28 protein-coding genes and 1 tRNA gene are annotated in these 26,332 nt (G+C 61.1%); 9 read left to right on the top strand and 20 right to left on the bottom strand.

The features are described from left to right. Positions 1 to 135 precede the first annotated feature (135 nt). Positions 136 to 972 (top strand): tetratricopeptide repeat protein, encoded by an 837-nt coding sequence (locus ELH03_RS22850; RefSeq protein WP_130766668.1) that lies wholly within the window; start codon positions 136 to 138, stop codon positions 970 to 972. 48 nt (positions 973 to 1,020) lie between these two features. On the opposite strand, the gene ELH03_RS22845 is transcribed toward ELH03_RS22850, so the two are convergent. The 10 genes from ELH03_RS22845 to ELH03_RS22800 all read right to left on the bottom strand — a co-directional run bounded on the left by ELH03_RS22845 (position 1,021) and on the right by ELH03_RS22800 (position 10,776). After that, positions 1,021 to 1,653, bottom strand: coding sequence for a LysE family translocator (locus ELH03_RS22845; RefSeq protein WP_027682158.1), 633 nt, complete (start codon positions 1,651 to 1,653; stop codon positions 1,021 to 1,023). A 199-nt stretch (positions 1,654 to 1,852) separates the two neighbouring features. Continuing rightward, on the bottom strand, positions 1,853 to 2,839 hold the full coding sequence (locus ELH03_RS22840; RefSeq protein ID WP_128405189.1) for a type II secretion system F family protein: 987 nt from the start codon (positions 2,837 to 2,839) through the stop codon (positions 1,853 to 1,855). 15 nt (positions 2,840 to 2,854) lie between these two features. Beyond that, positions 2,855 to 3,862 carry a type II secretion system F family protein gene (locus tag ELH03_RS22835; RefSeq protein WP_128405190.1) on the bottom strand — a complete coding sequence of 336 codons (1,008 nt, stop codon included), beginning with the start codon at positions 3,860 to 3,862 and terminating at the stop codon, positions 2,855 to 2,857. Positions 3,863 to 3,867: 5 nt separating this feature from the next. Further along, entirely contained in the window at positions 3,868 to 5,343 is a 1,476-nt protein-coding gene (locus tag ELH03_RS22830; RefSeq protein ID WP_047617509.1) for a TadA family conjugal transfer-associated ATPase, read from the bottom strand. 132 nt (positions 5,344 to 5,475) lie between these two features. Next, positions 5,476 to 6,753 (bottom strand): CpaE/TadZ family protein, encoded by a 1,278-nt coding sequence (locus ELH03_RS22825; protein WP_128405191.1) that lies wholly within the window; start codon positions 6,751 to 6,753, stop codon positions 5,476 to 5,478. Positions 6,754 to 6,767: 14 nt separating this feature from the next. Then, a complete protein-coding gene (locus ELH03_RS22820; RefSeq protein WP_130766667.1) occupies positions 6,768 to 7,520 on the bottom strand; it encodes a CpaD family pilus assembly protein in 753 nt (250 codons plus the stop codon). Next, on the bottom strand, positions 7,517 to 9,016 hold the full coding sequence (locus ELH03_RS22815) for a type II and III secretion system protein family protein (RefSeq protein ID WP_128405193.1): 1,500 nt from the start codon (positions 9,014 to 9,016) through the stop codon (positions 7,517 to 7,519). The genes ELH03_RS22820 and ELH03_RS22815 overlap by 4 nt, the downstream gene beginning before the upstream one ends. A gap of 12 nt (positions 9,017 to 9,028) precedes the next feature. Beyond that, positions 9,029 to 9,844, bottom strand: a complete 816-nt coding sequence (gene cpaB / locus ELH03_RS22810) for a Flp pilus assembly protein CpaB (protein WP_128409933.1) — start codon at positions 9,842 to 9,844, stop codon at positions 9,029 to 9,031. A 110-nt stretch (positions 9,845 to 9,954) separates the two neighbouring features. Further along, positions 9,955 to 10,467, bottom strand: a complete 513-nt coding sequence (locus ELH03_RS22805; RefSeq protein WP_130766666.1) for an A24 family peptidase — start codon at positions 10,465 to 10,467, stop codon at positions 9,955 to 9,957. Positions 10,468 to 10,590: 123 nt separating this feature from the next. Then, a complete protein-coding gene (locus ELH03_RS22800) occupies positions 10,591 to 10,776 on the bottom strand; it encodes a Flp family type IVb pilin (RefSeq protein ID WP_028756118.1) in 186 nt (61 codons plus the stop codon). 380 nt (positions 10,777 to 11,156) lie between these two features. Between ELH03_RS22800 and ELH03_RS22795 the strand changes: the two genes are divergently transcribed. The 7 genes from ELH03_RS22795 (at position 11,157) to ELH03_RS22765 (ending at position 16,715) form a co-directional block, all read left to right on the top strand. Next, entirely contained in the window at positions 11,157 to 11,567 is a 411-nt protein-coding gene (locus ELH03_RS22795; RefSeq protein ID WP_024323514.1) for a pilus assembly protein N-terminal domain-containing protein, read from the top strand. Positions 11,568 to 11,670: 103 nt separating this feature from the next. Further along, complete coding sequence (locus ELH03_RS22790) at positions 11,671 to 12,306, top strand: TadE/TadG family type IV pilus assembly protein (protein WP_130766665.1); 636 nt, start codon at positions 11,671 to 11,673, stop codon at positions 12,304 to 12,306. Beyond that, positions 12,306 to 12,887 carry a TadE/TadG family type IV pilus assembly protein gene (locus ELH03_RS22785; protein WP_130766664.1) on the top strand — a complete coding sequence of 194 codons (582 nt, stop codon included), beginning with the start codon at positions 12,306 to 12,308 and terminating at the stop codon, positions 12,885 to 12,887. Before ELH03_RS22790 ends, ELH03_RS22785 begins: the two co-directional genes overlap by 1 nt. Before the next feature lie 212 nt (positions 12,888 to 13,099). Continuing rightward, a complete protein-coding gene (locus ELH03_RS22780; RefSeq protein ID WP_130766663.1) occupies positions 13,100 to 14,320 on the top strand; it encodes a phosphopentomutase in 1,221 nt (406 codons plus the stop codon). After that, positions 14,317 to 15,285, top strand: a complete 969-nt coding sequence (locus tag ELH03_RS22775; protein ID WP_130766662.1) for an adenosine deaminase — start codon at positions 14,317 to 14,319, stop codon at positions 15,283 to 15,285. Before ELH03_RS22780 ends, ELH03_RS22775 begins: the two co-directional genes overlap by 4 nt. Before the next feature lie 106 nt (positions 15,286 to 15,391). Next, positions 15,392 to 16,021, top strand: a complete 630-nt coding sequence (upp, locus tag ELH03_RS22770) for a uracil phosphoribosyltransferase (RefSeq protein WP_012759721.1) — start codon at positions 15,392 to 15,394, stop codon at positions 16,019 to 16,021. A gap of 124 nt (positions 16,022 to 16,145) precedes the next feature. Beyond that, positions 16,146 to 16,715, top strand: coding sequence for a TIGR02281 family clan AA aspartic protease (locus ELH03_RS22765; protein ID WP_128404548.1), 570 nt, complete (start codon positions 16,146 to 16,148; stop codon positions 16,713 to 16,715). A 6-nt stretch (positions 16,716 to 16,721) separates the two neighbouring features. Here ELH03_RS22765 and deoA read toward each other — a convergent pair whose 3' ends face one another. From deoA to ELH03_RS22720, 9 genes are all read right to left on the bottom strand, one after another. Continuing rightward, complete coding sequence (deoA, locus tag ELH03_RS22760; protein WP_130766661.1) at positions 16,722 to 18,029, bottom strand: thymidine phosphorylase; 1,308 nt, start codon at positions 18,027 to 18,029, stop codon at positions 16,722 to 16,724. 1 nt (position 18,030) lies between these two features. Further along, complete coding sequence (deoC, locus tag ELH03_RS22755) at positions 18,031 to 18,807, bottom strand: deoxyribose-phosphate aldolase (RefSeq protein WP_130659439.1); 777 nt, start codon at positions 18,805 to 18,807, stop codon at positions 18,031 to 18,033. Between the two features lie 112 nt (positions 18,808 to 18,919). After that, positions 18,920 to 19,720 (bottom strand): purine-nucleoside phosphorylase, encoded by an 801-nt coding sequence (locus tag ELH03_RS22750; protein WP_130659438.1) that lies wholly within the window; start codon positions 19,718 to 19,720, stop codon positions 18,920 to 18,922. Continuing rightward, the gene (locus ELH03_RS22745) at positions 19,717 to 20,106 is read right to left on the bottom strand and encodes a cytidine deaminase (protein WP_003555864.1); all 390 of its coding nucleotides are present in this window, start codon (positions 20,104 to 20,106) and stop codon (positions 19,717 to 19,719) included. Before ELH03_RS22745 ends, ELH03_RS22750 begins: the two co-directional genes overlap by 4 nt. 1 nt (position 20,107) lies before the next feature. Beyond that, positions 20,108 to 21,079, bottom strand: a complete 972-nt coding sequence (locus ELH03_RS22740; RefSeq protein ID WP_128404545.1) for an ABC transporter permease — start codon at positions 21,077 to 21,079, stop codon at positions 20,108 to 20,110. Between the two features lie 10 nt (positions 21,080 to 21,089). Next, the gene (locus tag ELH03_RS22735; protein WP_128404544.1) at positions 21,090 to 22,193 is read right to left on the bottom strand and encodes an ABC transporter permease; all 1,104 of its coding nucleotides are present in this window, start codon (positions 22,191 to 22,193) and stop codon (positions 21,090 to 21,092) included. Between the two features lie 7 nt (positions 22,194 to 22,200). Beyond that, positions 22,201 to 23,712: an ABC transporter ATP-binding protein gene (locus tag ELH03_RS22730; protein WP_128404543.1), complete on the bottom strand. Its 1,512-nt coding sequence runs from the start codon at positions 23,710 to 23,712 to the stop codon at positions 22,201 to 22,203. Positions 23,713 to 23,800: 88 nt separating this feature from the next. Beyond that, entirely contained in the window at positions 23,801 to 24,793 is a 993-nt protein-coding gene (locus ELH03_RS22725; RefSeq protein WP_128404542.1) for a BMP family lipoprotein, read from the bottom strand. Between the two features lie 316 nt (positions 24,794 to 25,109). Further along, positions 25,110 to 25,427: a hypothetical protein gene (locus tag ELH03_RS22720; protein WP_018070333.1), complete on the bottom strand. Its 318-nt coding sequence runs from the start codon at positions 25,425 to 25,427 to the stop codon at positions 25,110 to 25,112. 228 nt (positions 25,428 to 25,655) lie between these two features. Here ELH03_RS22720 and ELH03_RS22715 point away from each other — a divergent pair. Then, positions 25,656 to 25,745, top strand: a tRNA-Ser gene (locus tag ELH03_RS22715). Positions 25,746 to 25,836: 91 nt separating this feature from the next. Here ELH03_RS22715 and ELH03_RS22710 read toward each other — a convergent pair. Next, positions 25,837 to 26,313 (bottom strand): Lrp/AsnC family transcriptional regulator, encoded by a 477-nt coding sequence (locus ELH03_RS22710; RefSeq protein WP_130766660.1) that lies wholly within the window; start codon positions 26,311 to 26,313, stop codon positions 25,837 to 25,839. Positions 26,314 to 26,332: the final 19 nt, after the last annotated feature.

The following is a 26,332-nucleotide window of genomic DNA, read 5'->3' as shown; positions in this document are numbered from 1 at the left end:
CTTCGGCGGTCGTAAGGAATCGTTCCTTAACGGTCTGTTAGGGTTAACAGACTATTGCTGGAGCGAAGATTGCGTCAAACCTTTCCCTGTTCCGCTTCGAGGTCAGGCGCCGATTTCGGAATCCAGGACCGCGCCATGCCTGCCTCGCTCACCACCACATTCACCAATCGTATCCTGCAGGGCGCTGCGGCCTCGCTGATCGTCTTTGCGCTTGCCGGTTGCTCGACGACCAAGGACCGGATGACAACGGGTTCGGTGCCGAAACTCACCAAGCCGGTTGAAGAGATGGACGCGACGGAGCTGCGCTCGGCGACGGACCGGCTCGGCCAAGCCTATGAAAAGAACCCGCGCGATCCCGTCACCGGCGTCAACTATGCCAATCTGCTGCGCATGAACGGCCGCGACACACAGGCACTCGCCGTTATGCAGCAGGTGGCGATCGCCAATCCCGGCGACCGCAACGTGCTGGCCGCCTACGGCAAGGCGCAGGCGGCGGCCGGCCAGTTCCAGCAGGCGCTCGACACGATCGGCCGCGCCCAGACACCGGACCGTCCGGACTGGAAGCTGATTTCAGCCCAAGGCGCGATCCTCGACCAGATGGGCCGGGCAAACGATGCCAGGCAGCGCTACCGCGACGCGCTCGACATCCAGCCGAACGAGCCCTCCATCCTTTCCAACCTTGGCATGTCCTACGTACTGACCGGCGATCTGCGCACGGCCGAAACCTACCTGCGCTCCGCCGCCGGCCAACCCACAGCCGACAGCCGCGTCAGGCAGAACCTTGCCCTCGTCGTCGGCCTTCAGGGACGTTTCCCGGAAGCCGAGCAGATCGCCCGGCGCGAACTTTCGCCGCAGCAGGCCGATGCCAATGTCGCCTATCTCAGAGGCATGCTCTCGCAGCAGAATTCCTGGCAGAAACTCGCCGCCAAGGACAAGACGCCTGGCGCAGCGGACGGCAGCAATACCAACTGACCGGATCTCCTCAGAGCTTGAGTGGGTCCGAAGTCACTCGCGCGCCAGCTATCGATCACTTACGCCGGCGAGAATGAGCCGGAGGCCGAGGCCGGCCATGACGGCACCCGCGGTGCGGTCGATCCAGCTCTTGGCGGCAAGATAGAGCCGCCGTGGGTGGCGGGCCGAAAAGGCGAAGGCGACGATCGAATACCACCCGGCCTCCACGACGAAGACGCCGAGCGGCAGCGCGACGACGAGACTGAGCGGCACCGTCCTCGGTAAAAGTGCGGCAAAGATGCTGGCATAGACGATGATGGTCTTCGGGTTGCTGAGCTGGGTCAGCAGCGCGGTCATGAAGCTCAATCTCGGCGCACGATTGCCGTTGACGGCGTCGGAGACCTCGAGCGGCTGACCGGCGCTCCTCCAGATATTGACAGCGATATAGACGAGATAGGCGCCGCCAGCGACCTTCAGCAGGATATAGAGCCATTCGAACTGAGACAGCAGCGCCGTCAGCCCGGCGAGCGCCAGCACGGCAAAAACGACCCCGCCGGCGCCCATGCCGAGTGCGGCCGCAAGACCATCCAGCCTCGAACGCGAGATGGCGATCCTGGAAACGACGACGAAACTCGGGCCGGGGCTCATCGCGCCGACGGCCAAGGCTGCCATGATGCTGATGAAAATGCCCGCAGAAGACATCGGAAACCTCTCTTTTGGATTGAACGAGCGCCAGGGGCACTGCGGTTGCATGCGCGCTTGCCGATGGTCGCCCATCCCGTTTACCAGCTATGCCGGCGCCGGTCACGCGCGTTTGCTGGCGGCGGATCGGACCGACAGTCCTTGATGCACATCGTCCTCTGCCGGAAGCGGCATCCGCTTTCCGGCGCCGGCGCAGCCGTCAGAACTTGTCTGCCACCTGGATGCCGGCCGGACCGAGAATGACGGCGATCAGCACCGGCAGGAAGAACAGGATCATCGGCACCGTCAGTTTCGGCGGCAGGGCGGCCGCCTTCTTTTCCGCTTCGTTCATGCGCTCGTCGCGTCCTTCCTGGGCGAGAACGCGTAGCGCCTGCGCGACCGGCGTGCCGTAGCGATCGGCCTGGATCAGCGCCTGAGTCACCGAACGCACCAGCTCGATCTGGGTGCGCGTGGCAAGATTTTCGAGCGCCACACGGCGATCCGGCAGAAAGGAGAGCTCGGCCGTGGTCAGCACCATCTCTTCGGCGAGCGCCGGCGACTGCTCGCCGAGCTCTTCCGACACACGACGCATCGCGGCCTCGATCGAGATGCCGGATTCGACGCAGATCAGCATCAGGTCCAGCGCATCCGGCCAGGCGCGCTTGATCGAGTGCTGGCGCTTGCCCATACGGTTCGAGATGTAGATGTTCGGCGCGTAGAAGCCGAGATAACCGACGCCGATGACGGCGAAGAGGCGGATAGGCGTGCCCTTTTCGGCGAGATTGCCGAGGCCGAAGACCCAGACAGCGGCAAGCGTCAGGAAAAGGAAGGGCAACAGGAAACGCGCCACGAGGAAGGTATTCAGAGCGTTCTCCGAACGAAAGCCGGCGGCACGCAGCTTGTTGACCGTATTGTCGTCGACGAGCGCCTTACGCAGGTTGAAGCGCTCGACGATCTGACGGACCGAGCGGTTGTTCTGGTTCCTGAGCGAGGCCTTGCCGGCGCCGGTTTCCGTGTTCATGCGGGCGCGTTCGCGGGCACGGATCTGCTCGCGCTCCGTGGAAACAGCCTTCATGCGCTTGTTCAGATCGCCGCGCTCGAAGAAGGGAACGGCAATCGTGTAAAAAGTGGCGAAGACGGCGATCGCGACGAGAAGGGCGATCAGCATGCTCGGATTGGTCAGCGTTGCGGCAAGATCCTGCGACATGGTGCTTCCTTCCGGCTAGATGTCAAAATTGACCATGTTACGCATGACGAAGATGCCGATCGACATCCAGATCGCCGAGACACCCATGATGAAATGGCCGCGCGGATCGGTGAAGAGGATCATCATGTAGTTCGGCGAGGTGAGGTAGACGAGGGTCGCGACGATGAAGGGCAGAGCGCCGATGATGACGGCCGACGCCTTGGCTTCCATCGACAGCGCCTGGACCTTGGCCTTCATCTTCCTGCGCTCGCGCAGCACCTTGGAGAGGTTGCCGATCGCTTCCGACAGATTGCCGCCGGCCTGCGACTGGATGGCGATGACAATGGCGAAGAAGTTGACTTCCTGGAGCGGCATGTGGATGGTCATGCGGGCGCAGGCGTCGGGAATGCTGAGGCCTACCTGCTGCGCCTCGATCACCCGCCGGAACTCGCTCTTGACCGGGTCGGTGCCTTCGGTGGCGATAAGGCGGATCGCATCGTTGAGCGGCAGGCCTGATTTGATCGAGCGCGTGATGACGTCAAGCGCATTGGGCAGCTCGTTGAGGAACTTGTTCTGGCGGCGCTTGATCAGGAAGCCGACGACCCAGCGCGGCAGGCCGAGACCGGCGACGACGGCGATACCGACCATGACCATCCACGATGCGCCGACGACGAAGGCGACAAGCAGCAGCACGGAGGCGAAGACGGCGCTGATGAGATAGAATTTCGCCGCCGTGATCGTCAGGCCGGCCTGCACCAGCCGCGATTTCATCGACACGGTCTTCTTGGTCTTTTCGTGCTGGCGCTTTTCCAGATCCTTCAGATTGTCCTGCACCGATTTACGGCGCTTGGACAGCTCTTGCACCCGGTCACGGGCGGCCTTGACCTTGACGCGGTCGCTTTCGGCCGATTTGACGCGATTGATGCGGCTTGCCGATTTCTTGTCGGCCTCGATCTTCGAAAACAACAGGGCATAGGCGGCTGCTGCCGCGGAGACGGCGGCGAGGACGACGATTGCCAGCAGTACCGGATCGAACCCGAACATCTCACCTATTCCTTCGTTTTCGCTTCCATCGCGTCGAGGGCAGCGGCAAGACGTTTTTCCTCGTTGAAGTAGCGGGCGCGATCCCAGAAATGCGGCTTGCCGACGCCGGTCGACATGTGCCGGCCGATCAGGCGGCCGTTCGCATCCTCGCCTTCGATCTCGTAGCGCATCAGATCCTGGGTGATGATGACGTCGCCTTCCATGCCGATCACCTCGGTGATCTGGGTGATGCGGCGCGAACCGTCACGAAGGCGTGCCGCCTGAATGACGACGTCGACCGAGCTGGAAATGATCTCGCGCACCGTCTTTGCCGGCAGGGTAAAGCCGCCCATGGCTATCATCGATTCGATACGGCTCAGGCATTCGCGCGGCGTGTTGGCGTGGATCGTGCCCATCGAACCGTCGTGACCGGTGTTCATCGCCTGCAGCAGGTCGAAAACTTCAGGTCCGCGCACTTCGCCGACGATGATGCGCTCGGGACGCATACGCAGGCAGTTCTTGACGAGATCGCGCATTGTGATCTCGCCCTCTCCTTCGATATTCGGCGGGCGCGTTTCGAGGCGCACGACATGCGGCTGCTGCAGCTGCAGTTCGGCCGTATCTTCGCAGGTGATGACGCGCTCATCCCTGTCGATATAGTTGGTAAGGCAGTTCAGAAGCGTGGTTTTGCCCGAGCCGGTGCCGCCCGAAATGACGACGTTGCAGCGCACGCGCCCGATGATCTGCAGCACGGTTGCGCCTTCCGGCGTGATCGCGCCGAAACGGACGAGCTGATCGAGCGTCAGCTTGTCCTTCTTGAACTTGCGGATGGTGAGCGCCGGCCCGTCGATCGACAGCGGCGGCGCGATGACGTTGACGCGCGAACCATCCGGCAGGCGGGCGTCGCAGATCGGGCTCGATTCGTCGACACGGCGGCCGACCTGGCTGACGATGCGTTGGCAGATCGAGAGAAGCTGCGCATTGTCGCGAAAGCGGATCTCCGATTCGATCGTCTTACCGCCGACTTCGATAAAAGTCTGGCCGGCACCATTGACCATGATGTCGGCGATATCGTCGCGCGCCAGCAACGGCTCCAGCGGGCCGTAGCCGAGGACGTCGTTGCAGATATCCTCGAGCAGTTCCTCCTGCTCGGAGATCGACATCGCAAAGTTCTTGATGGTGATGATGTCGTTGACGATGTCGCGGATTTCCTCACGCGCACTTTCGCCATCAAGCTTGGAAAGCTGCGAGAGATCGATCGTATCGATCAGCGCGGAAAAGACCTGCGCCTTGGTGTCGTAATATTCATCGGTGCGGGCCGGGCGCTTGCGCTGCGGCGTCTGCATCGGCGGTGGCGTCACCTGCTGGCGCACGGGCTCGCGCGAGGGTTCGACCAGAATGGAGGGGGAAGAGGCCGCAGGGGCGGCGGCCGGAACCGGCGGCGGCGGAGCAATCGCCCCTCCGACCTTTCCGGAACCTTCGTTTCCGCGTTTTCCAAACATGCCACTCGATCCAATCTGCTCGTTCTAGAGCATTTCCCGATCTCTCCGAGTCAAGGAAATGCTCTATCTTTTTGTTTTCACGCAATTCCGGACGCAAAACCGCTGCACACTTTTGCTGGAATTGCTCATTGTCTACTTGCGCTTCAGGAGGCCCAGCAGGCCGCCTTTCTTCGCCTTCTTGATCGCGACCCGGCCGGTGACGATGTGCGATATCTGCGAAAAGGTTTCCGCCGTCGGCGATTTCGGGTCGACTTCGGAGATCATCCGGCCGCTATTGGCGGCGTTGCCGAAAAGATTGATGTCGAAGGGGATGATCGCGATCGGATCGATCTCCAGCGGTTCACAGAAATCCGACGGCGAAATCTCCGGACGTTTCGGCATGCCGACCTGATTGAGGATGAGATGCGGCGGCCTGTCGTTCGGCCGCATCTTGCGCAGTGCATCCAGCATGTTCTTGGCGTTGCGCAAGTTGGCGAGATCGGGAACCGCTGTGATGACTACCTCATCGACGCTCGACAGCACCGAGCGGGTCCATTCCGACCATGCATGCGGAACATCGAGCACGGTGACGGGCGCGCTGCGCTGCAGGACATCGAGCACCGGCTGGAAAGCCTGGCCGTCGAAATCATAGGCGCGGTCGAGCAGCGAAGGTGCCGCAAGCAGGGACAGATGCTCGGAGCATTTTGTCAGCAGGCGGTCGAGGAAGACCTCGTCGAGACGATCGGGCGCAAAGACCGCTTCTGCGATGCCCTGGGCCGGATCCTGATCGAAATCGATGTTCGCCGTGCCATAGGGCAGGTCGAGATCGGCGAGGATCGTCTCGGTGGAGAAGAGATTGGAAATGCCGAAGGCGCAATTATGCGCGATGGTCGAGGCGCCGGTGCCGCCCTTCGAGCCGATGAAGGCGATGCTGCGGCCGAGCGGCTCGGAGTCCGGATCGACGAAGATCGAGGCCATCGCCGCAAGGATGTCGGGCATGGCGACGGGCTGGACCATATATTCGGAAATGCCGTTGCGGATGAGCTCGCGATAAAGCCCGATATCGTTGTAATAACCGATAATGACGACCTTGGTCGTCGGATCGCAGACCGCCGCGAGCGGCGCGAGTTCGGCGAGCAGGTTCGCGGCATTCGCCTTGGTCTCGAGGATGATGAGGTTTGGCGTCGGGGCGCCGGAAAACATATTGGCGGCAGCGGCGATGCCGCCGCTGGTGATGCGCATGCTGACCTTCGCCACGCGCCGATCATTGGCGCAGCGTTCCATGACATGCTGCAGGGCCTCGCTCTCGCAGAAGGCGTGGACGGAGATGCGCGGCAGCGGCCGCATGGTTTCCAGATCCGCCATGCGCACAGCCTCCTCGGCGTGGCGAAGCTCACTGGGGTTTTTGATTTCGTATTCGATCGCGCTCATCGTTCCGTTCCGCCTCAGAAGCTGCCGTCGCCGGCATCTTCGATCGTGGTCGTCGTCGTCCGGTATTCCTGGATCGCATTGTTACGCCGCTGTGCGTCGATCGGCGTCATGCCGCGAGGTGCCACCAGATCCTCCGGATTGGCGATCTGGGCGGCCAGGTTGTTCTGCGATGCGCAGCCGAAATTATAGTAGTTCTGGTTGGTCAAATCGCTCGAGATGTCTTTCGGCCACTGACCGCATTGCGTGGTGACCGCGGTGATACCGGTAAAACTCAGCCGGATCGGCGCCGCATCGCCGGAACCGGCGGCGGCATAGGAGGTGTTGACGATCTTCGAGCTTGCGATCCCCCGTGACGCCAGCTCGGCACGGACCTGATTGCGCAGCTGATAGGCTGCCGCCGAATTCGGCGAGCCTTGCGGCGACAGCACGTAAACAGGGCCTGAGGCGCGCGAGATGTAGTTTGCGGCAAAGCCGCGGATCAGGTCGCGCTGGGCAATGGTCAGGCGGCGATCGGTCGAGGCGACGGGTATATCGACCGTCTGCTCCGCCTCGGTCACGATGATCGGGTGGCGGGCGCGGTAATCGTCCGGAATGCCGCCGGTCGTTAGTTGGTCGTGCGGGCCGGCGCATCCGGAAAGGACGGCCACCGAAATGGCAGCCATCGCAAAAAGCGCCTTCGAGATTCCAAGGCAGGGTGTCGTCGAATTCATATGGGCCATCGCCTGATCTCTGTTTTCTGCCATTGCTGCCGATCGCGCCGCGCTCATTTGTAGATAAACCCGATCGAGCCGTGGAACTGCGCGTCAGCGACGGGCGCCTCGCGGCGGCCATAGACCTTGTTGACGCGGTTGAGGAAGAAGGTTGCACCATCGTTCTCAGGGCTGAAATTGTCGTCCGGCCGGTTGAGCTGATTGCGCGCTACAGGACGCACCAGATAGGGCGTTGCGATGATGACGAGCTCGGTTTCCTGACGCTCGAAACCCTTCTGGCGGAAGAGCGTACCGAGCAGCGGGATCTTCGAGACACCAGGGGTGCCGCCCATCGTCTGAGAAACGTTGTCACGGATAAGGCCGGCCAGCGCGATCGAACCACCCGAGGGCAGCTCCACCGAAGTCTCGGCAGAACGGCGCTGATAGGTGGCGTTGCCGCTACCGGCCACAGGCTCGGAGACATTGGTCTTGATCTGCAGGCTGATGCGTCCGGATGACAGCACGACCGGTTTGAAGGCAAGGTTGATACCGTAGTTGAACGGCACGACGGTGACGTTGCCGTCGCTGTCGGTCGTCGAATAAAGCTGTTGGCCGCCGGAATTGAAGGTCGCGGCCTGACCCGATATCGCCGTCAGTGTCGGCTCGGCGAGCGTCTTGACGACCTTGGCCTGCTCCAGCGCATTGAGGTAGGTCGAAATGTCGTATTTGCCGATCGAGCTCTTGAAGAGCGCCGCCAGGCCGCCTCCAACCGTCGAAGTCGCGCTGTCGGCGCTAGGACTGCCGAGCTGGGCGACCGTCATGCCGGAGGAATTGGAAACCAGATTGTCGAAGCCGAGCTGCTTCAGCACCTCGCGACGGACCTCAGCAATCGTCACCTTGAGGGTGACCTGGTCCTCGCCCTCGATCTGCAGAAGGTTGACGACCTGCGAGGTCTGGCGGCCTTCCGCAAAGAGCGCCACGGAGCTGTCGCCGCCACTGCCGGATGCCGTTTCGGTTCTGGTCGTCGCCTCGCCGCCCTTCAGGAAGACCTGCGCCAGATCGGCCGCCTGCGTGGCATCTTGCGGCGTGCGCACCGTGCCGGTCAGCACGATGTTGTCGGAGACGATTTCGACGTTGATATTGGAGTCGGGAATGAAGCGACGGAGATTGACTTCGAGGCCGGAGACGTCGCGCTCGATCTCGATGTCGAGATTGACGATTTCCTGTCCACCGGCGCCGAAGACGAAGATATTGGTCTGGCCGACCTTCTTGCCGAACAGGTAGATGCGCCGCGAGGTGCGGGTCACGGCATCGGCCATGCTTGGATCGGAGACGAGGATATCGTGCGCATCCTCCGGCAGATCGACGACGACGGCCTTGTTCAGCCCAAGCTTCAGCCGGCGATGGGCATCGCGGCCGGTCTGCGAGATGCGGACCAGGCTTTCGGAATCGGCACGCGCCTCGCCTGTACCGAGAACCGGAACGAAAGAGGCCGGCGCCATGCCGGAAACGCCGAGTGCCAGCGAGAAGCAGCCTGTCAGGAGAAGTCCGGCGCGCCGCGTTGAATTGCCCATTTGCACGTCCTTTTACTCCGCCTTCGGTGCTGCGCTGGCATCCGTGACGATGGCGCCCGATTTGATGACCTGGATGATCGCACTGCCGTTGTCACCGCTCAGGAGGTAGTCGGCCGCGCTGGTATCCTGCTCCTGCGCATCGGCGACAGAGCGCAACGCAAGCGACAGCCGATCCGCCATCTGCTGGGCGACGGCGAGAACCTTCGTTTGATCAGGGGTGAGCTCGAGCGTCGCGGTCGTGCCGACCACCGATTTCGAGCCGTCGTCCTTTTCCTGTATCTGCTGGTCGATGGCGAGAACGCGGACATTGCTCAGCACGGTTTCGGTAATGAGCTTGTCGCCCTCGGTACCCTTGCGGACCATGATGACATCGACGCGATCGTTCGGCAGGATGAAGCCGCCGGCACCGGTTGCCACCGATATTTCGGTCGCGACGGCGCGCTTGCCGGCCGGCAATAGCGAGGAAAGGATGCGGCTGCTGGAATCGGCGACCTTTTCCGGCCGGATGGGTTCGCCTTCGAAGATCGGCAGACGCACGACGGCGCCCTGCAGATCCTTGATCGCATCCGGCTTATCGGCTTCAGTGATGAGGCCCGGGACGACGCCGCCCTGCGGCCAGGCCATCCAGTGCACCAACTTGTCGTCCAGCCGTGCGCCGACCGGCAGATTGGCGCTCGAGACGAGGACGTTGACGGTGGGTTCCTTCTCGACGACCGAACGGACCTGGGTGACGACACCGCCACTGCCCGCCATGCGCATTGCCAGGAGGCCGGCGAGGCCGGCTGCCACCACGGCGACAGCTAGGATTATAAGGCGAGCCGGTTTCATCGATCATTCCTCAGGGCACGATATGTTCGCCCTGTAGAATGCTCAGCAATTAGTATAATTATGGTTAATGGAACGCTTACATTTTAAGTTAACGGGTATTTAAAATGCCGTTATTTCAGGCTTTCCAGCGCGGCGAGGAACAGCGGCGAGAAAGGGAAGGCCATGAAGCCGCCGATCGCGATCGCGATACCATAGGGGATTTTCTTGGCGAACAGGATCGAGTTCGGCACCGGTAGACCGATGGCGAGAATGCTGTTCGATTGCGCTCTCACCAGCAGGATCATCAAGGTGATGAGGCCGCCGATCGTGGCGACGTCGAGCATCAGGAAGGCGAGGGATTGGTTCAGACCAAACCAGAGCGCGGTAGCGCTCAACAGCTTGGCGTCACCGCCGCCCATTACATTGAACGCAAAAAGGGCAAAACAGGCGCAGAACACGATGGCGGCGGCGGCAAGATGCATGCCGACCATTTCCAGGCTGAGGCCGGAGAGCGGCGCGAGGATGAGAAAAGAGGCAGCAAGGATCAGGGAAACACGGTTCGGGATCGTCATGGTGAACAGATCCGAGAACGCCGCCATGGCAAGGCAGAGTGGCAGTATCACAAAGACTGCAGCTGCGATCATGCTTATACCCGATCGTGACTTGATGCGAAAAGGCTCACGGCCGTTCAGCCTGTGAGCCCGCTCGATATGTTGGCCGGAGCAAATCCAGCCGGCATTATGACGCGCTGCTTCGCGGCGTCGATCTTACTTAGCGGCCGTAGCGGCGTCGTCCATGTGGTCGCTCAAATTGTTGAACGTGTTACCGATATTGTTGCCGAGCGCCGTTGCGCCGGTGATGAGCGCTACGGAAATGAGGGCGGCGATCAGGCCGTATTCAATTGCGGTCGCGCCGGATTCGTCCTTCAGAAAACGGCTAAAAAGCTTGGTCATGGTAACTCCTAACTCCAGTTGATGTTCAGCACGTCCGCCAACTGTTTGCCGTTGATCGGATGACTGCAACCTAGCGAATGGCCGTTTCCATCGGCTTAAGGAAAAGAGTTAACGACATGTGAACGAGACAACAGGCCTTTGTAGAGTCAGTATTTCCTTACGCATTTACCTCAATATTTAACAATATTCCGGGAATAATCGCTGCATTCATCCGGAAATAGCACAAATTGCGCCTCCAACCGAGGCGTGTGCCGTCCCGAAACCGTGCCAGATCGGAGCATTGCGCTTCATCCTGGAACAGAGCGGTAGGCTTAAGGCTTCGTTCACCATTTTTTTCCATTCTATGTGCATATTGCGCTGTGATCGTGAAAGAGGACCAAATGTCATCGAGCGGCAAAACCATTTTCTTTGCCGGCATGATCGCCGTTTTCGGTATTTCGGGAGTTTCCGCGGCCGCAGACGATGACATGCTGCGCGTCTATATGGATCACGCGCGCGTATTGAAGCTCGACCGCCCCGTCAGCAAGGTGATCGTCGGCAATGCCAAGGTCGCCGATGCGACCGTCGCCGACGCCAAGACCATCGTGCTGACAGGACGCAGTTTCGGCACCACCAATCTGGTCCTTCTCGATGCCGACGGCAATGCGATCCTCGACGAGCGTATCCTGGTGTCGATCGACGAGGGCAATACGGTGCGCGTCTACCGGCAGACCGAGCGCTCCGTGCTGTCCTGCACGCCGAATTGCGAGCAGCATGCGCAGCAAGCGGCCACCGCGACCGCCTCACCCTGAGTACTATCTGGGAGCTTCCTCGACCATTCGTGTCAGGTTGAAACGGAAAATCAACGAACAGACCGTAGTCTGACGAGTGGAAAATATCGCTCGGATCCAGGCAATGACGGCAATTGATCAGCAGACGGATAAGGGGCGCGCGTTCGCTCCGTTCCGTTTCTCACGGTTTCGCGCTCTCGCCCGTTCGCGCGACGGCGCAGCGGCGATCGAATTCACCCTGCTCGCCATTCCCTATTTCCTGGTGATTTTCGCAATCCTCGAAACTTTCGTCGCCTTCGCCGCCGAAGAACTCGTCTCCAACGGCGTTGATACGATGAGCCGCAGGATGCGAACCGGGCAGATCACCTATAATCTCGGCCGCACGACCGATATGAACCAGGCGCAATTCCGCCAGGCTTTCTGTAACGAGATCTCGATCCTGGTCCGCTGCTCGGCGAGCGAAGTCGCCACGCCGAGCAAGCTCTACCTGGATGTGCAGACGTTCAGCACCTTTTCGGCCATTCCGACGACGATCCCCAAGCTTTCCACCGGCAAATATGCCGATATCAATACGGCGGCCTTCAAATATGCGCCGGGCGGCGCCGGCACGATCAACATGGTCCGCGCCTATTACCGCTGGGAAATCATCACGGATCTGGTCCGGCCCTATATCACCACGATACGTCCCTCCGACGGTTCGATGCCGAGCCAATATCTGATCGTCGCAACCGCGGCCTTCCAGAACGAGCAGTATCCATAATGGCGTTACGCAACCCGTTCACCAGACTGGTCCTGACGGCGCGGCGGCTGGCTCGAGACCGCAGGGGTGCCGGAGCGATCGAATTCGCGATCCTCTTTCCCGTGCTGATCATGCTCTATATCGGCGCTTTCGAGATCACGATCGGCCTCAGCGTCAGCAAACGCGCGACACGCGCTGCGGGGACGGTGGCCGACCTCGTCACCCAGCAGCAATCCGTCACGAAGAGCACGCTCGCGCAGATGCCGTCGGTCGCAACCGCGATCTTCATGCCCTACAACTCGACGTCGCTGGCGCTGAAGATCACCGGGATTACCATCGATGCCAGCGCCAATGCGAAAGTGCTCTGGTCCTGGGCAAAGGACGGGACGGTGCCCTATGCTAAGAATGCCACGGTGAGCAACGTGCCAGCGGACATGAAGACGGCGAACAGTTTCCTGGTCCGGACTGAGCTCAGCATCCCCTATACGATGTTCCTGTTCGCCCCGAACTTCATGCCGGATGGCATGCGCACGATCACCATCAGCCGCAGTTATTTCTACCGCCAGCGGCAAGGCGACTCGATCCCTTGCGGCGACTGCTGACAACCCCTTCCCGCTCTTCTCTGCTGCATAATTCCCTAAATCGAAATCGATTTAGGGAATTATGCAGCAAGTCTAAGTGTTACAGCGTCCTTTGCACGTCTTGAAAAGACGCGCGGCGCTGTAATTTGCCAAGCCGAGCGCAGCATTATATGGCTGGATCTCAGCCGCCTCCGACATTCCAGAGGCCGGCGATCGGCTCTCTCGGGTGTAAAATGGCGCGTACCTTTCTTTTCGTTCTGGATTCCTTCGGTGTCGGCGGAGCGCCGGATGCGGCGACCTATGGCGACGAAGGCGCCGATACGCTCGGCCATATCGCCGAGTTCTGCGCAGCCGGCGCCGGAGATCGCGCTGGATTGCGCGAAGGGCCGCTTTCCCTGCCCAATATGTCGGAACTCGGGCTGATGCACATTGCGCGATCGGCGTCGGGCCGGTTTCCGGCCGGCATGCCCGTCCCGGAGAAGGTTTACGGTATTTATGGCGCCGCCACCGAAATCTCTCGCGGCAAGGATACGCCATCAGGTCATTGGGAGATCGCGGGAACACCTGTCAGTTTCGATTGGGGTTATTTCCCGACGGAGGGAGACGCCTTTCCTCAGGAATTCATCGAGGCATTGTGCAGGGAGGCTGACGTGCCCGGCATTCTCGGCAACTGCCATGCCTCGGGAACCGAGATCATCGCCCGGCTCGGCGAGGACCATATCCGCACCGGCAGGCCGATCTGCTATACCTCCTCGGATTCGGTCTTTCAGGTCGCCGCACACGAGGTGCATTTCGGCCTCGATCGTCTACTCGCCTTCTGCCGTTTGGCCAGGGGGCTGCTCGATCCTTACAATATCGGCCGCGTCATCGCCCGGCCCTTCATCGGCCAGTCTGCCTCTAGCTTCCAGCGCACAGGAAACCGGCGCGACTTCTCCGTGCTGCCGCCGGAGCCGACGCTGCTCGACCGGCTTATCCAGCACGGCCGACACGTGCACGCGGTGGGAAAGATCGGCGATATCTTCGCGCATCAGGGGATTTCCAGGGTCATCAAGGCAAACGGCAACGAGGCGCTGATGGATGCGTCGCTCTCGGCGATCGACGAAGCTGAAGACGGCGATCTCGTCTTCACCAATTTCGTCGATTTCGACATGATCTACGGCCATCGCCGCGATGTGCCGGGTTATGCCGCGGCGCTCGAAGCTTTCGATGCGCGCTTGCCCGAAGTCCACAAGAAGCTGAAGCCCGGCGATCTCGTCGTGCTCACCGCCGATCATGGCTGCGATCCGACCTGGCGCGGCACGGACCATACGCGCGAGCGCGTGCCTGTTATCGCCTATGGCCCCGGCATCCGGTCACGTTCGATCGGCGTGCGCCGCAGCTATGCCGATATCGGCGAGAGCATCGCTCGGCATCTCGGCATCCCGACCGGACCGCACGGAAGGAGCTTTCTGTGACATCGCATTTGAAGAAGGTCGAACTGCACTGCCATCTGGAGGGTGCGGCACCTCCAGTTCTGACTGCGGCGCAGGCGCGGAAATATGGCGTCGACATCAGCGCACAGCTTCGCGACGGGGCCTATGTCTGGCATGATTTCGCAAGCTTCCTCGAATGTTACGACAAGGTTTCCGAGGTCTACAGGACCGAGGAGGACTATGCGCTTCTGACCGAAACCTATCTCGACGAACTCGCCGGCATCAATACGATCTACAGCGAGCTCATCGTTTCGCCCGACCACGGTAAGCGCATCGGGCTGGGTGCCGATGCCTATATATCAGGTATCTGCGAAGGCATCCGGCGGGCCAGGGAAAAGAGCGGCATCGAGGCCCGGCTGATCGTCACCGGCGAGCGGCATTTCGGTCCGGAGAGCGTGGTTGGTGCTGCCGAATATGCGGCAAAGGCCGGCAATCCTCTGATTACCGGTTTCAACCTTGCCGGCGAGGAGCGCATGGGGCGCGTCGCCGATTATGCCCGCGCCTTCGATATCGCTCGCGATGCCGGCCTTGGGCTGACCATCCACGCCGGCGAGGTCTGCGGCGCCTTCAGCGTCGCCGACGCGCTCGATGCGGTGCGCCCCTCGCGCATCGGTCATGGCGTGCGCGCTATCGAGGATCTCGATCTGGTGAAGCGGCTTGCCGATCTCGGCACCGTGCTCGAGATCTGCCCGGGCTCCAATATCGCGCTCGGGGTGTTTCCCGATTTCGCTTCCCATCCGCTGCGCCATCTGAAGGAAGCAGGCGTGCGGGTGACGATCAGCTCAGACGATCCGCCTTTCTTCCATACCTCGCTCAAGCGAGAATACGAGCTTGCCGCCGGGGCTTTCGGCTTCGGCGACGCGGAGATCGACGCGATGACGCGCACTGCGATCGAGGCCGCCTTCGTCGACAATGAGACGCGGAAGGCTTTGCTCGCCCGGCTTTAAAAGACTCCACGGACTGGGGAAGATCGACGCAAATTGACGGTCACTCTTGCAGTCAGGTCGATTTCCGTGAAAGAAACATTCGATAGAAAGAATGAAAGGCTTCCCCATGGACGGCGTCACGGTCATCGATCATCCACTTGTGCAGCACAAGCTCACCATCATGCGGCGCAAGGAGACATCGACGGGAAGTTTCCGGCGCTTGCTGCGCGAAATCTCGACACTGCTCTGCTACGAGGTGACCCGCGATCTCGAACTGACAATGGAAACGATCGAGACACCGCTGCAGACTATGGAGTCGCCGATCCTCGAGGGCAAGAAGCTGGTCTTCGCCTCGATCCTGCGCGCCGGCAACGGACTGCTCGAAGGCATGCTCGATCTCGTGCCTTCCGCGCGCGTCTCGCATATCGGCGTCTACCGCGACCACGAGACGCTGCAGCCGGTCGAATATTACTTCAAGGCGCCGGAGGACGTGGCCGAGCGGCTGATCATCGTCGTCGACCCGATGCTTGCGACCGGCAATTCCTCGATCGCGGCAATCGACAAGCTCAAGGAGCGCGGCGCCCACAATATCCGCTTCCTCTGCCTGCTTGCCGCCCCGGAAGGCATCCGCAACTTCCGCGCCGCGCATCCCGATGTTCCGGTTTTCACCGCATCGATCGACAGTCATCTCAACGAGAAGGGCTACATCGTGCCCGGCCTCGGCGATGCCGGCGATCGCATGTACGGCACCAAGTAATTTCAGCCTTCCTTTACCAAATCAAAGACTTTACGGCCCGGTGGTTCGCTCCGGGCCTTTTGTCGCCGATATTAGCAACTTATCAGCACTTGAGGTTTAGGAAGTCTGAAGCATGAGGCCCCGCATGAAGCGGGGTTTATACAGGAAGGATTTCTGTTTCATGCTCGTGCGTACCGTCCTATTCGCCAGCATCGCCGCAGTGCTCGCCACACAGGTGCCTTCCTTCTTCGGAAGCACCAGCCAGCAGTCTGCTGACGCCCTCTCCGCCAATTACGTATCGACCCAAACCGACCAACCGGCCGCACCGGAGCCCGTCTACGGCAGCAATGCGATCCGCCTGCGGGCCGATGCGCAGGGCCACTATACCGGCAGCTTCAAGATCAACGGCAAGCCGGTGCAGGGTCTGATCGATACCGGCGCCACCTATGTGGCGCTCAACGAGACGCTCGCCCGCCGCCTGGGCTTCACCGCCAACCAGCTCGATTTCCGTTACGGGGTGAACACTGCGAACGGCCAGACGAAGGCCGCGCATGTGACACTCGACCGGGTCGAAATCGGCGGCATTCGCGTCCGCGATGTCGAAGCCTTCGTCCTGAGGGACGATGCGCTGACGACGACGCTGGTCGGCATGAGTTTCCTGCAGAAGCTCGCCTCCTATTCCGTCGCCGACGGTTCGCTCAGCCTCAAACAATAAACCGCGTCAGATCAGGCCCGCAATTACCGGTGTCAGCTCCGGCCTGTCGTCGGTGATGCGGTAGTGCGCGGCAAGTGCCGCAGCCGCTCTCTCCGCCGCTACGTCGTCAGCGGCATGAATCAGCGCGATCGGTTCGCCCGCGGTCACACGGGTGCCAAGCGGCAGGAGGTCGGAAAAGCCGACGCGATGGTCGATCCGGTCCGCCGGATGGCGTCTTCCGCCGCCAAGATCGATGACACTGACGCCGATACCGCGCGCATCACAAGCGGAGAGCCAGCCGGACCGGGCCGCCGGCACGGGCTTTTCGACCGGCGCCCTGACTAGATATCGGTCGGGATTTTCGATGAGATCAGCCGGGCCGCCGAGCATCGATACCATACGCGCGAAGACCTCTGCCGCCTTTCCCGACGACAGGGCCTGACGCGCCATCCCCTCGGCTTCATCAGGCGAAGCGGCGACGCCCGATTTCACCAGCATCTCGGCGGCGAAGGCGAAAACGACGATATCGAGCCGCGTGTCCCTTTTCCTGCCTGCCAGGAAATCCAGGCAGTTGCGCATCTCGACGGCATTGCCGGCACTATCGGCGAGCGGCTGGTTCATGTCGGTGATCAGGGCCGAGGTCTTCACGCCCGCGCCATTGGCCACCTCGACCAGCGACTGCGCCAAGATCTCCGCCTGGCCGCGGTCAGCCATGAAAGCGCCGTTGCCGACCTTGACGTCGAGCACCAGCGTCTCGAGCCCGGCCGCAAGTTTCTTCGAGAGAATAGAAGCGGTGATGAGGGGAATGGAATCGACCGTGGCGGTCACATCGCGCACGGCATAGAGCCTGCCGTCGGCGGGCGCCAAGGTGCCTGTCTGGCCGATGATGGCGCATCCCGCCTCCTTCACGACCTTGTGGAACAGGTCGGCATCCGGGGTGATCATATAGCCGGGAATGGATTCGAGCTTATCCAGCGTGCCGCCGGTATGGCCGAGGCCACGTCCGGAGATCATCGGAACGGCGAGGCCGCAGGCGGCGGCGATCGGCGCCAGCATCAGCGAAACATTGTCGCCGACGCCGCCGGTCGAATGTTTGTCGGCGATCGGGCGGTCGATATCGGCCCATTGCAGCCTGCCGCCGGAATCGGCCATCGCCAGCGTCAAGGCCACGGTCTCGGCCCGCGACATGCCCTTGAACCAGACAGCCATGGCAAATGCGCCGATCTGGCCTTCCGACAATCGACCGGCAGCGAGTGCCGCGATGAAGGACCTGATATCGGCGGCGTCGAGTTCGTCGCCATCGCGCTTACGCCGAATGATCTCCTGCGGAATCATTTCAGTAGCTCGACGCCGCAGCCGGTGCCGACTGTGTTCCACTTAGAACCGCCAGGATATCGTCGAGCAGGTCGGAAGCGCCGAAGCGGAAGGTCGACGGCATCGGCCAGTCCGGTGTCATAATGGTTTCGGCAAGGCTCAGATAGAGTGCGGCATCGGCCACCGAGCCGATACCGCCTGCCGGCTTGAAGCCGACCTTGCGGCCGCTTTCGCGGATAGCGCGGATCATGATGTCGGCGGCTTCGAGCGTCGCGTTGACGGCGACCTTGCCAGTGGAGGTCTTGATGAAATCGGCGCCGGCTTCGATGGCGAGTTCGGAGGCACGGCGGATCAATGCCGCATCCTTCAGCTCGCCAGTCTCGATGATGACCTTCAGAAGAACGGGGCCGGCGCATTCGGCGCGCACGGCCTTGACCATGTCGGTCACCGCCGTCTCGTTGCCGGCGAGCAGCTTGCGGTAGGGAATGACCAGATCGATCTCATCGGCGCCATCGGCAATCGCCTCGCGTGCTTCGGCAGCGACATCGGCCACTTCCAACTCGCCAGAGGGGAGGTTGACGACGGTCGCGATACGCACGGCATGCCCGGTGCCAAGGATATTGCGGGCCTGAGCGACGAACCGCGGCCAGATGCAGATCGCAGCACTGTTGCCGTAGGGCGTCTGCGCGCGGGCGCAGAGCGCGTCAATCTGCGCCTCGGTGCAATCATCCTTCAAATTGGTGAGATCGAGAAGAGAAAGGGCGACAGCCGCCGTTTCCCGGTTGGAATGGCCATTCATCTTTGCTTCCTCTAGAGCATGGTGCCAAAGTGTGGGCGGTTTTCGGACGACATCATGCTCTAACTATATAATTTAGAACAGGATTCAGATTTTAGGCCGACCCGGCCTAAAATCATCCTGTTCTAGCCGCAATCATGTCTTTCAGTATGGCGGCGAGACGGGCGCCACCGATGGGCGCCATGTCCTTGGTTTCTTCATGGCTGAGCTCATTGCCGGTCATGCCTGCCCCATAGTTGGTGATAACGGAGGCGGCAGCAACCCTCAGGCCCAGCATTCTTGCGATGATAACCTCGGGCACCGTCGACATGCCCACGGCATCGGCGCCAAGGATGCGCGCCATGCGGATTTCCGCCGGCGTTTCGAAGCTTGGACCGGAGAACCACATATAGACACCCCGCGCCAGCTCGATTTTAAGCTTTGCCGCTGCCCTCTGCATCGCTGCGGCAAGCCCGGCATCATAAGCATTGGTCATGCCGACGAAACGATGATCGCTTTCCTCGCCGATCAGCGGGTTCATGCCGGAATAGTTGATATGGTCGGTGATCTGCATCACCGAACCGGGCGGCATGTCGTCACGCAACGATCCGGCCGAATTGGTCAGGATCAGCGCTTCGACGCCGAGCGCCTTCAGCACCTCGATCGGCAGGCGCATGGCGTTGGCATCGCCCTTTTCGTAATAATGCACACGGCCGGAGAGCATGACGACAGGCACGCCGCCGAGGCGGCCGGCGACGACTTCGCCTGCATGGCCGGAGACCGCACTGACAGGAAAGCCCGGCAGGTCGCGATACGGGACACGGACGGCGCCGTCCAGCTCACCGACAAGGGAGCCGAGGCCGGAGCCGAGCACGATGCCGTGGCGCGGCTTGATGCCGCCGAGCAGTGCGGCGAGCAGGCTGACCGTCGCCTTCATCCGAGTTCGGTCTCGAAGCTGAAGGGAAGAAGCTCTTCCATCGTCATGGTCTTCTTCACGCCCGCCTCATCGCAGAGGTAGATCTTTGTCTCCTTGGAGGCGAATTCGGAGATCTTCTGGCGGCAGCCGCCGCAGGGTGGGCAGAGCGGCAGCTTCTCGGCAATGACGGCCATTTCGACGATCTTCTTCGCGCCACCCATGATCATGGCGCTGATCGCCGTCGGCTCGGCGCACCATCCTTGCGGAAAGGAGAGGTTTTCGATGTTGGCGCCGGTATAGACCTTGCCGTCCTCGGCGCGGATCGCCGCGCCGACCGGAAATTTCGAATAGGGCGCATGGGCAAAGGCCATGGCGCCGCGGGCGGCTTCGAACAGATCGTGAGACATATCAACGCTCCTTCGTATAGGGCACGCCACCGGCTTTTGGCGGGGTCGCGACACCGATGAAGCCGGCAAGCAAGACGCAGGTCAGAACATAGGGCAGCGCCTGGAAAACCTGAACCGGCACTTCGCCGATTAGCGGCACCTGCTTTCCCTGCATGAAATTTGCCAGCGCATCGAGGAAGCCGAAGAGCAAGCAGGCAAACATGACGGGTACCGGCTTCCACTTGGCGAAGACGAGAGCTGCGAGCGCGATGTAGCCCTTGCCGGCCGACATGTCCTTGATGAAGGCGGCGGACTGGGCGATTGCCAGATAGGTGCCGGCAAAGCCGCAGAGAATGCCGGCACACATGACGGCACGGTAACGCAGCCAGGCGACCGAGATGCCGGCCGTATCGACCGCACCCGGGTTTTCGCCGACGGCGCGCAGCCGCAGGCCGAAACGTGTGCGGTAAAGCACCCACCAGGAAAACGGCACGGCGAGAAAGGCGAGGTAGGTGAGGATATTGTTACCGGATATGACATTGGCATAGATCGGGCCGATGATCGGTATGCCACGGGCGGCATCGGCGCCCGGCAGGATGATCGGCGCGAAGCGCGAATCCGGCGACAGCTGCGGCGTGCGTCCGCCCTGGCCGAACCAGGCCTGCCCAAGCACGATGGTGATGCCGGCGATGAAGAAGTTGATTGCGACACCGGAGACGATCTGGTTGCCGCGGTTGGTGATCGAGGCAAAGCCATGCACCAGGCTCAGCGCCATCGAACAGAGGATGCCGGCCCCGAGCCCGAGCCAGGCCGAATCGGTGAGATAGGCAACGCAGGCGGCGGCAAAGGCCGAGCCCAACATCTTACCCTCGAGGCCGATATCGAAGATACCGGCGCGCTCCGAAAACAGACCGGCAAGGGCCGTGAAGATCAGCGGGATCGACAGGCGGATGGTCGAGCTCAGAACGCTGATGAAGATGTCATAATAATCCATCGCCCGCTCCTTAACCGCGCTTGAACTGTTGGTAGAGACGCACCATCGCCGGCCGGAACATATATTCCAGCGCGCCGGCAAAGAGGATCACCAGACCCTGGATGACGAGGATCATCTCGCGGGTGATGTTCGGCATTTCGAAGGATATCCAGTCACCGCCCTGGTAAAGAATACCGAAGAGGATCGCTGCCATGATGATGCCGAGCGGATGGTTGCGGCCCATTAGCGAGACGGCGATGCCGACGAAGCCGGCACCACCGACGAATTCCACCTGCAGACGGGCCGACGAGCCCATGACGGGGTTCAGCGCCATCATGCCGGCGAGCGCGCCGGAGAGCAGCATGGCGATGATCACAGTGCGGGCATAGGGAATGCCGGCATAGGCGGCCGCCGTCGGGCTGACGCCCAGCGTGCGCATCTCGAAACCGAGCTTGGTGCGCCAGACGAGCAACCAGACGAGGTAACTGACGACGAGCGCAATGATGAAGGAGACGTTGAACGGGGCAGCCCCCAGCTTGGCGCCGAACAGCTGCATGACCCAACCGAGCTTCGGCAATTGGCCGCCTTCGAGGAAGGTGCGGGTTTCCGGCGCCATTTTGCCCGGTACGATCAGCACATGCACCAGGAGGTACACCATCAGTGCTGCGCCGATATAGTTGAACATGATCGTCGTGATGACGATGTGGCTGCCGCGTTTTGCCTGCAGGAAGGCCGGGATGAAGGCCCAGGCTGCACCGAACAGGCCGGCGCCGGCGACGGCGATCGGCATCGTCACATACCACGGCACGTAACGATCGAGCGCCAGCGCCACCAGCGCGCAGCCGAGGCCGCCGACATAGGCCTGGCCTTCGGAACCGATGTTGAAGAGGCCGGCATGGATCGCCACCGCGACGGAGAGGCCGGTGAAGATGAAGCTCGTCGCGTAATATAGCGTGAAGCCGATGCCTTCGCCATTGCCGAGCGCGCCCTGGATCAGCAGCGACAGCGCATCGAGCGGGCTCTCGCCGATCAGCCAGACGACGAAGCCGGAGATCAGGAAGGCGACGACGAGGTTCAAAAGCGGGATGAGGCCGTAGTTGATCCAGTTTGGTAGCGGAACGGAAGCAGTGCTCATAAAGGCCTCACGCGGCAATGCCGGCCATCATCAGGCCGAGGGTCTGTTCACCGGCATCGGGCGTCTTCTCGCCGACGATATGGCCGGCAAACATGACAAGGATACGGTCTGAAAGGGAGCGGATTTCATCGAGTTCGACGGAGACGAGCAGGATCGCCTTGCCCGCGTCGCGCATTTCGATGATCCGCCGGTGGATGAATTCGATGGCGCCGATATCGACGCCACGTGTCGGCTGGCCGATGATCAGCATCTTCGGATCGCGTTCGATCTCGCGGGCAACGACGATCTTCTGCTGGTTGCCGCCGGAGAAATTCGCCGTCTTCAGCCGCGGGTTCGGCGGACGGATGTCGTATTTCTCGATCTTCTCCATCGCATCCTTGCGGATCGCTTCGAGATCGAGCAGCGGGCCTTTGCTGTAGGCTGGGCGGCGATGATAACCGAGCACGGAATTTTCATATTCCTCGAATTTCAGCACCAAGCCCATATGGTGACGATCCTCGGGAATATGAGCGAGGCCGAGATCACGCAGGCGGGCGGGATCAGCCTTGTCGATCGTCTGGCCGTCGAGCAGAATTTCACCGGAAGTCGGCTTGCGGATGCCGGCAATCGCCTCCAGCAATTCGGACTGGCCATTGCCGGCGACACCGGCGATGCCGACGATCTCACCAGCGCGCACGTCGAAGGAGACGTTGTCAACCATGGTGACGCCGCGATTGTCCTTGACCGTGAGGTTGCGAACGGACAGCACGGCGGCTTGCGGGTTCGCCTCGCCCTTCTGCACGCGCAGCAGCACGCGGCGGCCGACCATCAGCTCGGCGAGTTCCTCCACCGTCGTCTCCGACGTCTTGCGGGTCGCGACCATTTCGCCGCGGCGCATGACCGAGACCGTATCGGTGATTGCCATGATCTCGCGCAGCTTGTGGGTGATGAGGATGATCGTCTTGCCCTGATCGCGCAGCACCTTGAGGATGCGGAAAAGGTGATCGGCCTCCGCCGGGGTCAGCACGCCTGTGGGCTCGTCGAGGATCAGGATCTCGGCGCCGCGATACATGGCTTTCAGGATCTCGACACGCTGCTGCAGGCCGACCGGGAGCTCCTCGATCAGCGTGTCGGGATCGACCTCCAGGCCATATTCCGTTTCCAGCCGCTTGAGCTCGGTGCGAGCCGAGGCAACGCCCCTGGCCAGCAGCATGCCGCCTTCGGCGCCAAGCATGATGTTCTCGAGAACCGTAAAATTGTCGACCAGCATGAAATGCTGATGCACCATGCCGATGCCGGTGGCGATCGCCGCCTGGCTGTCGCGGATGGTGACGGGATTGCCGTTGACGCGGATCTCGCCGCTGTCGGCATGGTAGAAACCGTAGATGATCGACATCAAGGTCGATTTGCCGGCACCGTTTTCGCCGATGATGCCGTGGATCGTCCCCTTGGCAACGGTGAGGTTGATGTCCTTGTTGGCGTGGACGGCACCGAACTTCTTGTCGATACCGACAAGCTCGATAGCGGGCTTATCTGTCACTGCAGGCTCCAAATAAGAAAAGGGCGTATGGCGAAAATCCCCTCCGCCATACGCCCGATCTCAATCGTCGATCACATTCGGGCACGGATCACTTCGGGCAAGCGTTGTCCGAGGTGTAATCGTGAACCTTGACGGTTCCCGCGATGATGTCGGCCTTGGCCTTGTCGACGGCGGCCTGCATTTCCGGCGTGATCAGCGACTTGTTATGCTCGTCGATCGCAGCGCCGACACCCTCTTCCTTGACGCCAAGCGCCTGGACGCCACCGGTGAACTTGTCGTTCTTGGTGTCGTTATAGGCATTGTAAACGGCGAGGTCGACGCGCTTGACCATCGAGGTCAGGACCGAGCCCGGATGCAGGTAGTTCTGGTTGGAGTCGACGCCGATCGACAGCTTCTTGTTATCGGCGGCCGTCTGCAGAACGCCGAGGCCGGTGGCACCGGCTGCCGCATAGACGACGTCAGCGCCCTGGTCGATCTGGTTCTTGGTGAGCTCGCCGCCGCGGACCGGGTCGTTCCAGGCAGCGCCCGTGGTGCCGGTCATGTTCTGGAAGACTTCGATATCGGCCTTGACGGAGCGTGCGCCCTGCTCGTAGCCGCATTCGAACTTGCGGATCAGCGGAATGTCCATGCCGCCAACGAAGCCGACCTTGCCTGACTTCGACGCCATGCCGGCGAGAACGCCGACGAGGTAGGAGCCTTCTTCTTCCTTGTAGACAACCGAGCGGACGTTCGGCTTTTCGACGACGGAGTCAACGATGATGAACTTGGTATCCGGGAATTCGGCTGCAACCTTCTCGATGGCCGAAGTCCAGGCGAAGGAGACGGCAACCACCGGATTGAAACCGCGGCTGGCGAAATTGCGGATGGCCTGTTCGCCCTGGGTGTCGCCCGTCGGCTCGAAGTCGCGATAGGCAATGCCGGTCTCGGCCTTGAACTTCTCGGCGCCGTTATAGGCCGCCTCGTTGAAGGATTTATCGAACTTCCCGCCGGTGCCGTAAACCAGCGCCGGCTTGACATCGGCGGCAAGCGCCGTCGTCGACATGGCAGCCACGGCAAAGAGAGTGAGAAGGGATTTTTTCATTGTGCAGCCCTGTTGTTGCTATTCGTTAGGGGTCCTCCCGCAAGCCCTTTTTGGGCATGTCTGCGGAACCACCGACCTCCCCCCGGAGGCCTGGCTGCGCGCATCCTTGCATGGCTCACGGAAAAATTCACCAGAAATTTTTCAGCTGGTAAAGATTTGCAGCGATTGCCGAAAATCAGCTCTTCAGGGCTGATTTTTGGACATTCCTTGCATCCGAATGCGGATTTTCTAGCCAATCCGGCGGCAAATACCGAGGTCGAAGAGCGGGCGATGCCCACCCGGATTTCTCGCCGGATCGTGCCGGCAAAACCACTTGCTATGCGGTGAAGCGACCGGCCACCGGCGGCTTCTTGTAGCCGATCATCCACAGAAGCAGCGCGATCACCAGGAAAACGGCAAAGGCCGGCTGGAGCATCAGCCACTGGAAGATGAAGGTGTAGAAACGCGGGTGAATATAATAGGAAAGGGAGGATTGCAGCGACGTGAGGGTTGTCGGGCTCACATCCTGCCAGGCATCGGAGATCGGCGTCATCACCACGGAAGACGCCGCAACCGATTGGATCGAATCGATGGTCCCGGCAATAACGGCTGCCGCAAGCGCGACAAGACTCGCCAGACGCAACAGGAAACGCATCAATTCCTCCGACGCTCGATATGCCGGACAATTCCGGCCGGCCGCGCCATTCTCCACCTTAGAGAATTACATAGTCATCGATGAGGTGAAGCACAATGGAGTGGCCGAGGCGAGTTTTATCGGAAGAAGTCAAAAAACTGTTAGATTTCGGTTGATCGGCAAAAATTCATCGGTATATATCGCGCCGTTCCGACGATTTGCTCCTATCCGGGCGCGAACGCCAAAAAAGGACAGGTGGCCGAGTGGTTTAAGGCGCACGCCTGGAACGCGTGTGTACGTGAAAGCGTACCGTGGGTTCGAATCCCACCCTGTCCGCCATATCCCGCATTTCAATATTGATTCGAACCGTATCGAGAGCGGGACGCGGAAGCGTTTTTGGCGGCACGCTTCACTGGTCGTCCTCATATTCTCAAGGTCGCTGGAGCAGGGCGCGTCCAATCGGCTTCGGATTCTCACTGCGCAACACCAGAGATGTCGTCACGGCCCCAAAACGCGCGATCGTGTCAACGATCGTTTCCAGCTCTCCCGGCGACGGAACCAGCACCTTCAAAAGAAAACAGTCCTCTCCAGTGAGGCGCAATACTTCCATGACCTGCGGCATCTCCGCGAACTGTTTCAGACAGGCCTTGATATGCTCGTGCGTCGTGCGCAAGCGAAGCACAGCCGTTATTCCAATTCCCAAAGCGGTGGGGTCGATACGGGCGGAGTAACCGACAATGATGCCGCGGTCTTCCAGCCGCTTGACCCGTTCTGATGCTGCCGGCTGAGAGAGCCCGACCCGTCGACCGAGTTCGGAAATCGCAATGCGTCCATTTTCCTGCATCGCTTCGATAATGGCGATATCGGTTGGATCGAGAAGTACCCGATTGTTTTCCTGAAAAGCCATGGGATCACCTTGAAATCAT

Source organism: Rhizobium beringeri (assembly GCF_004306515.1).
GTDB classification, from domain to species: Bacteria; Pseudomonadota; Alphaproteobacteria; order Rhizobiales; family Rhizobiaceae; genus Rhizobium; species Rhizobium beringeri.
This window is presented reverse-complemented; position numbering and strand designations above follow the sequence as displayed.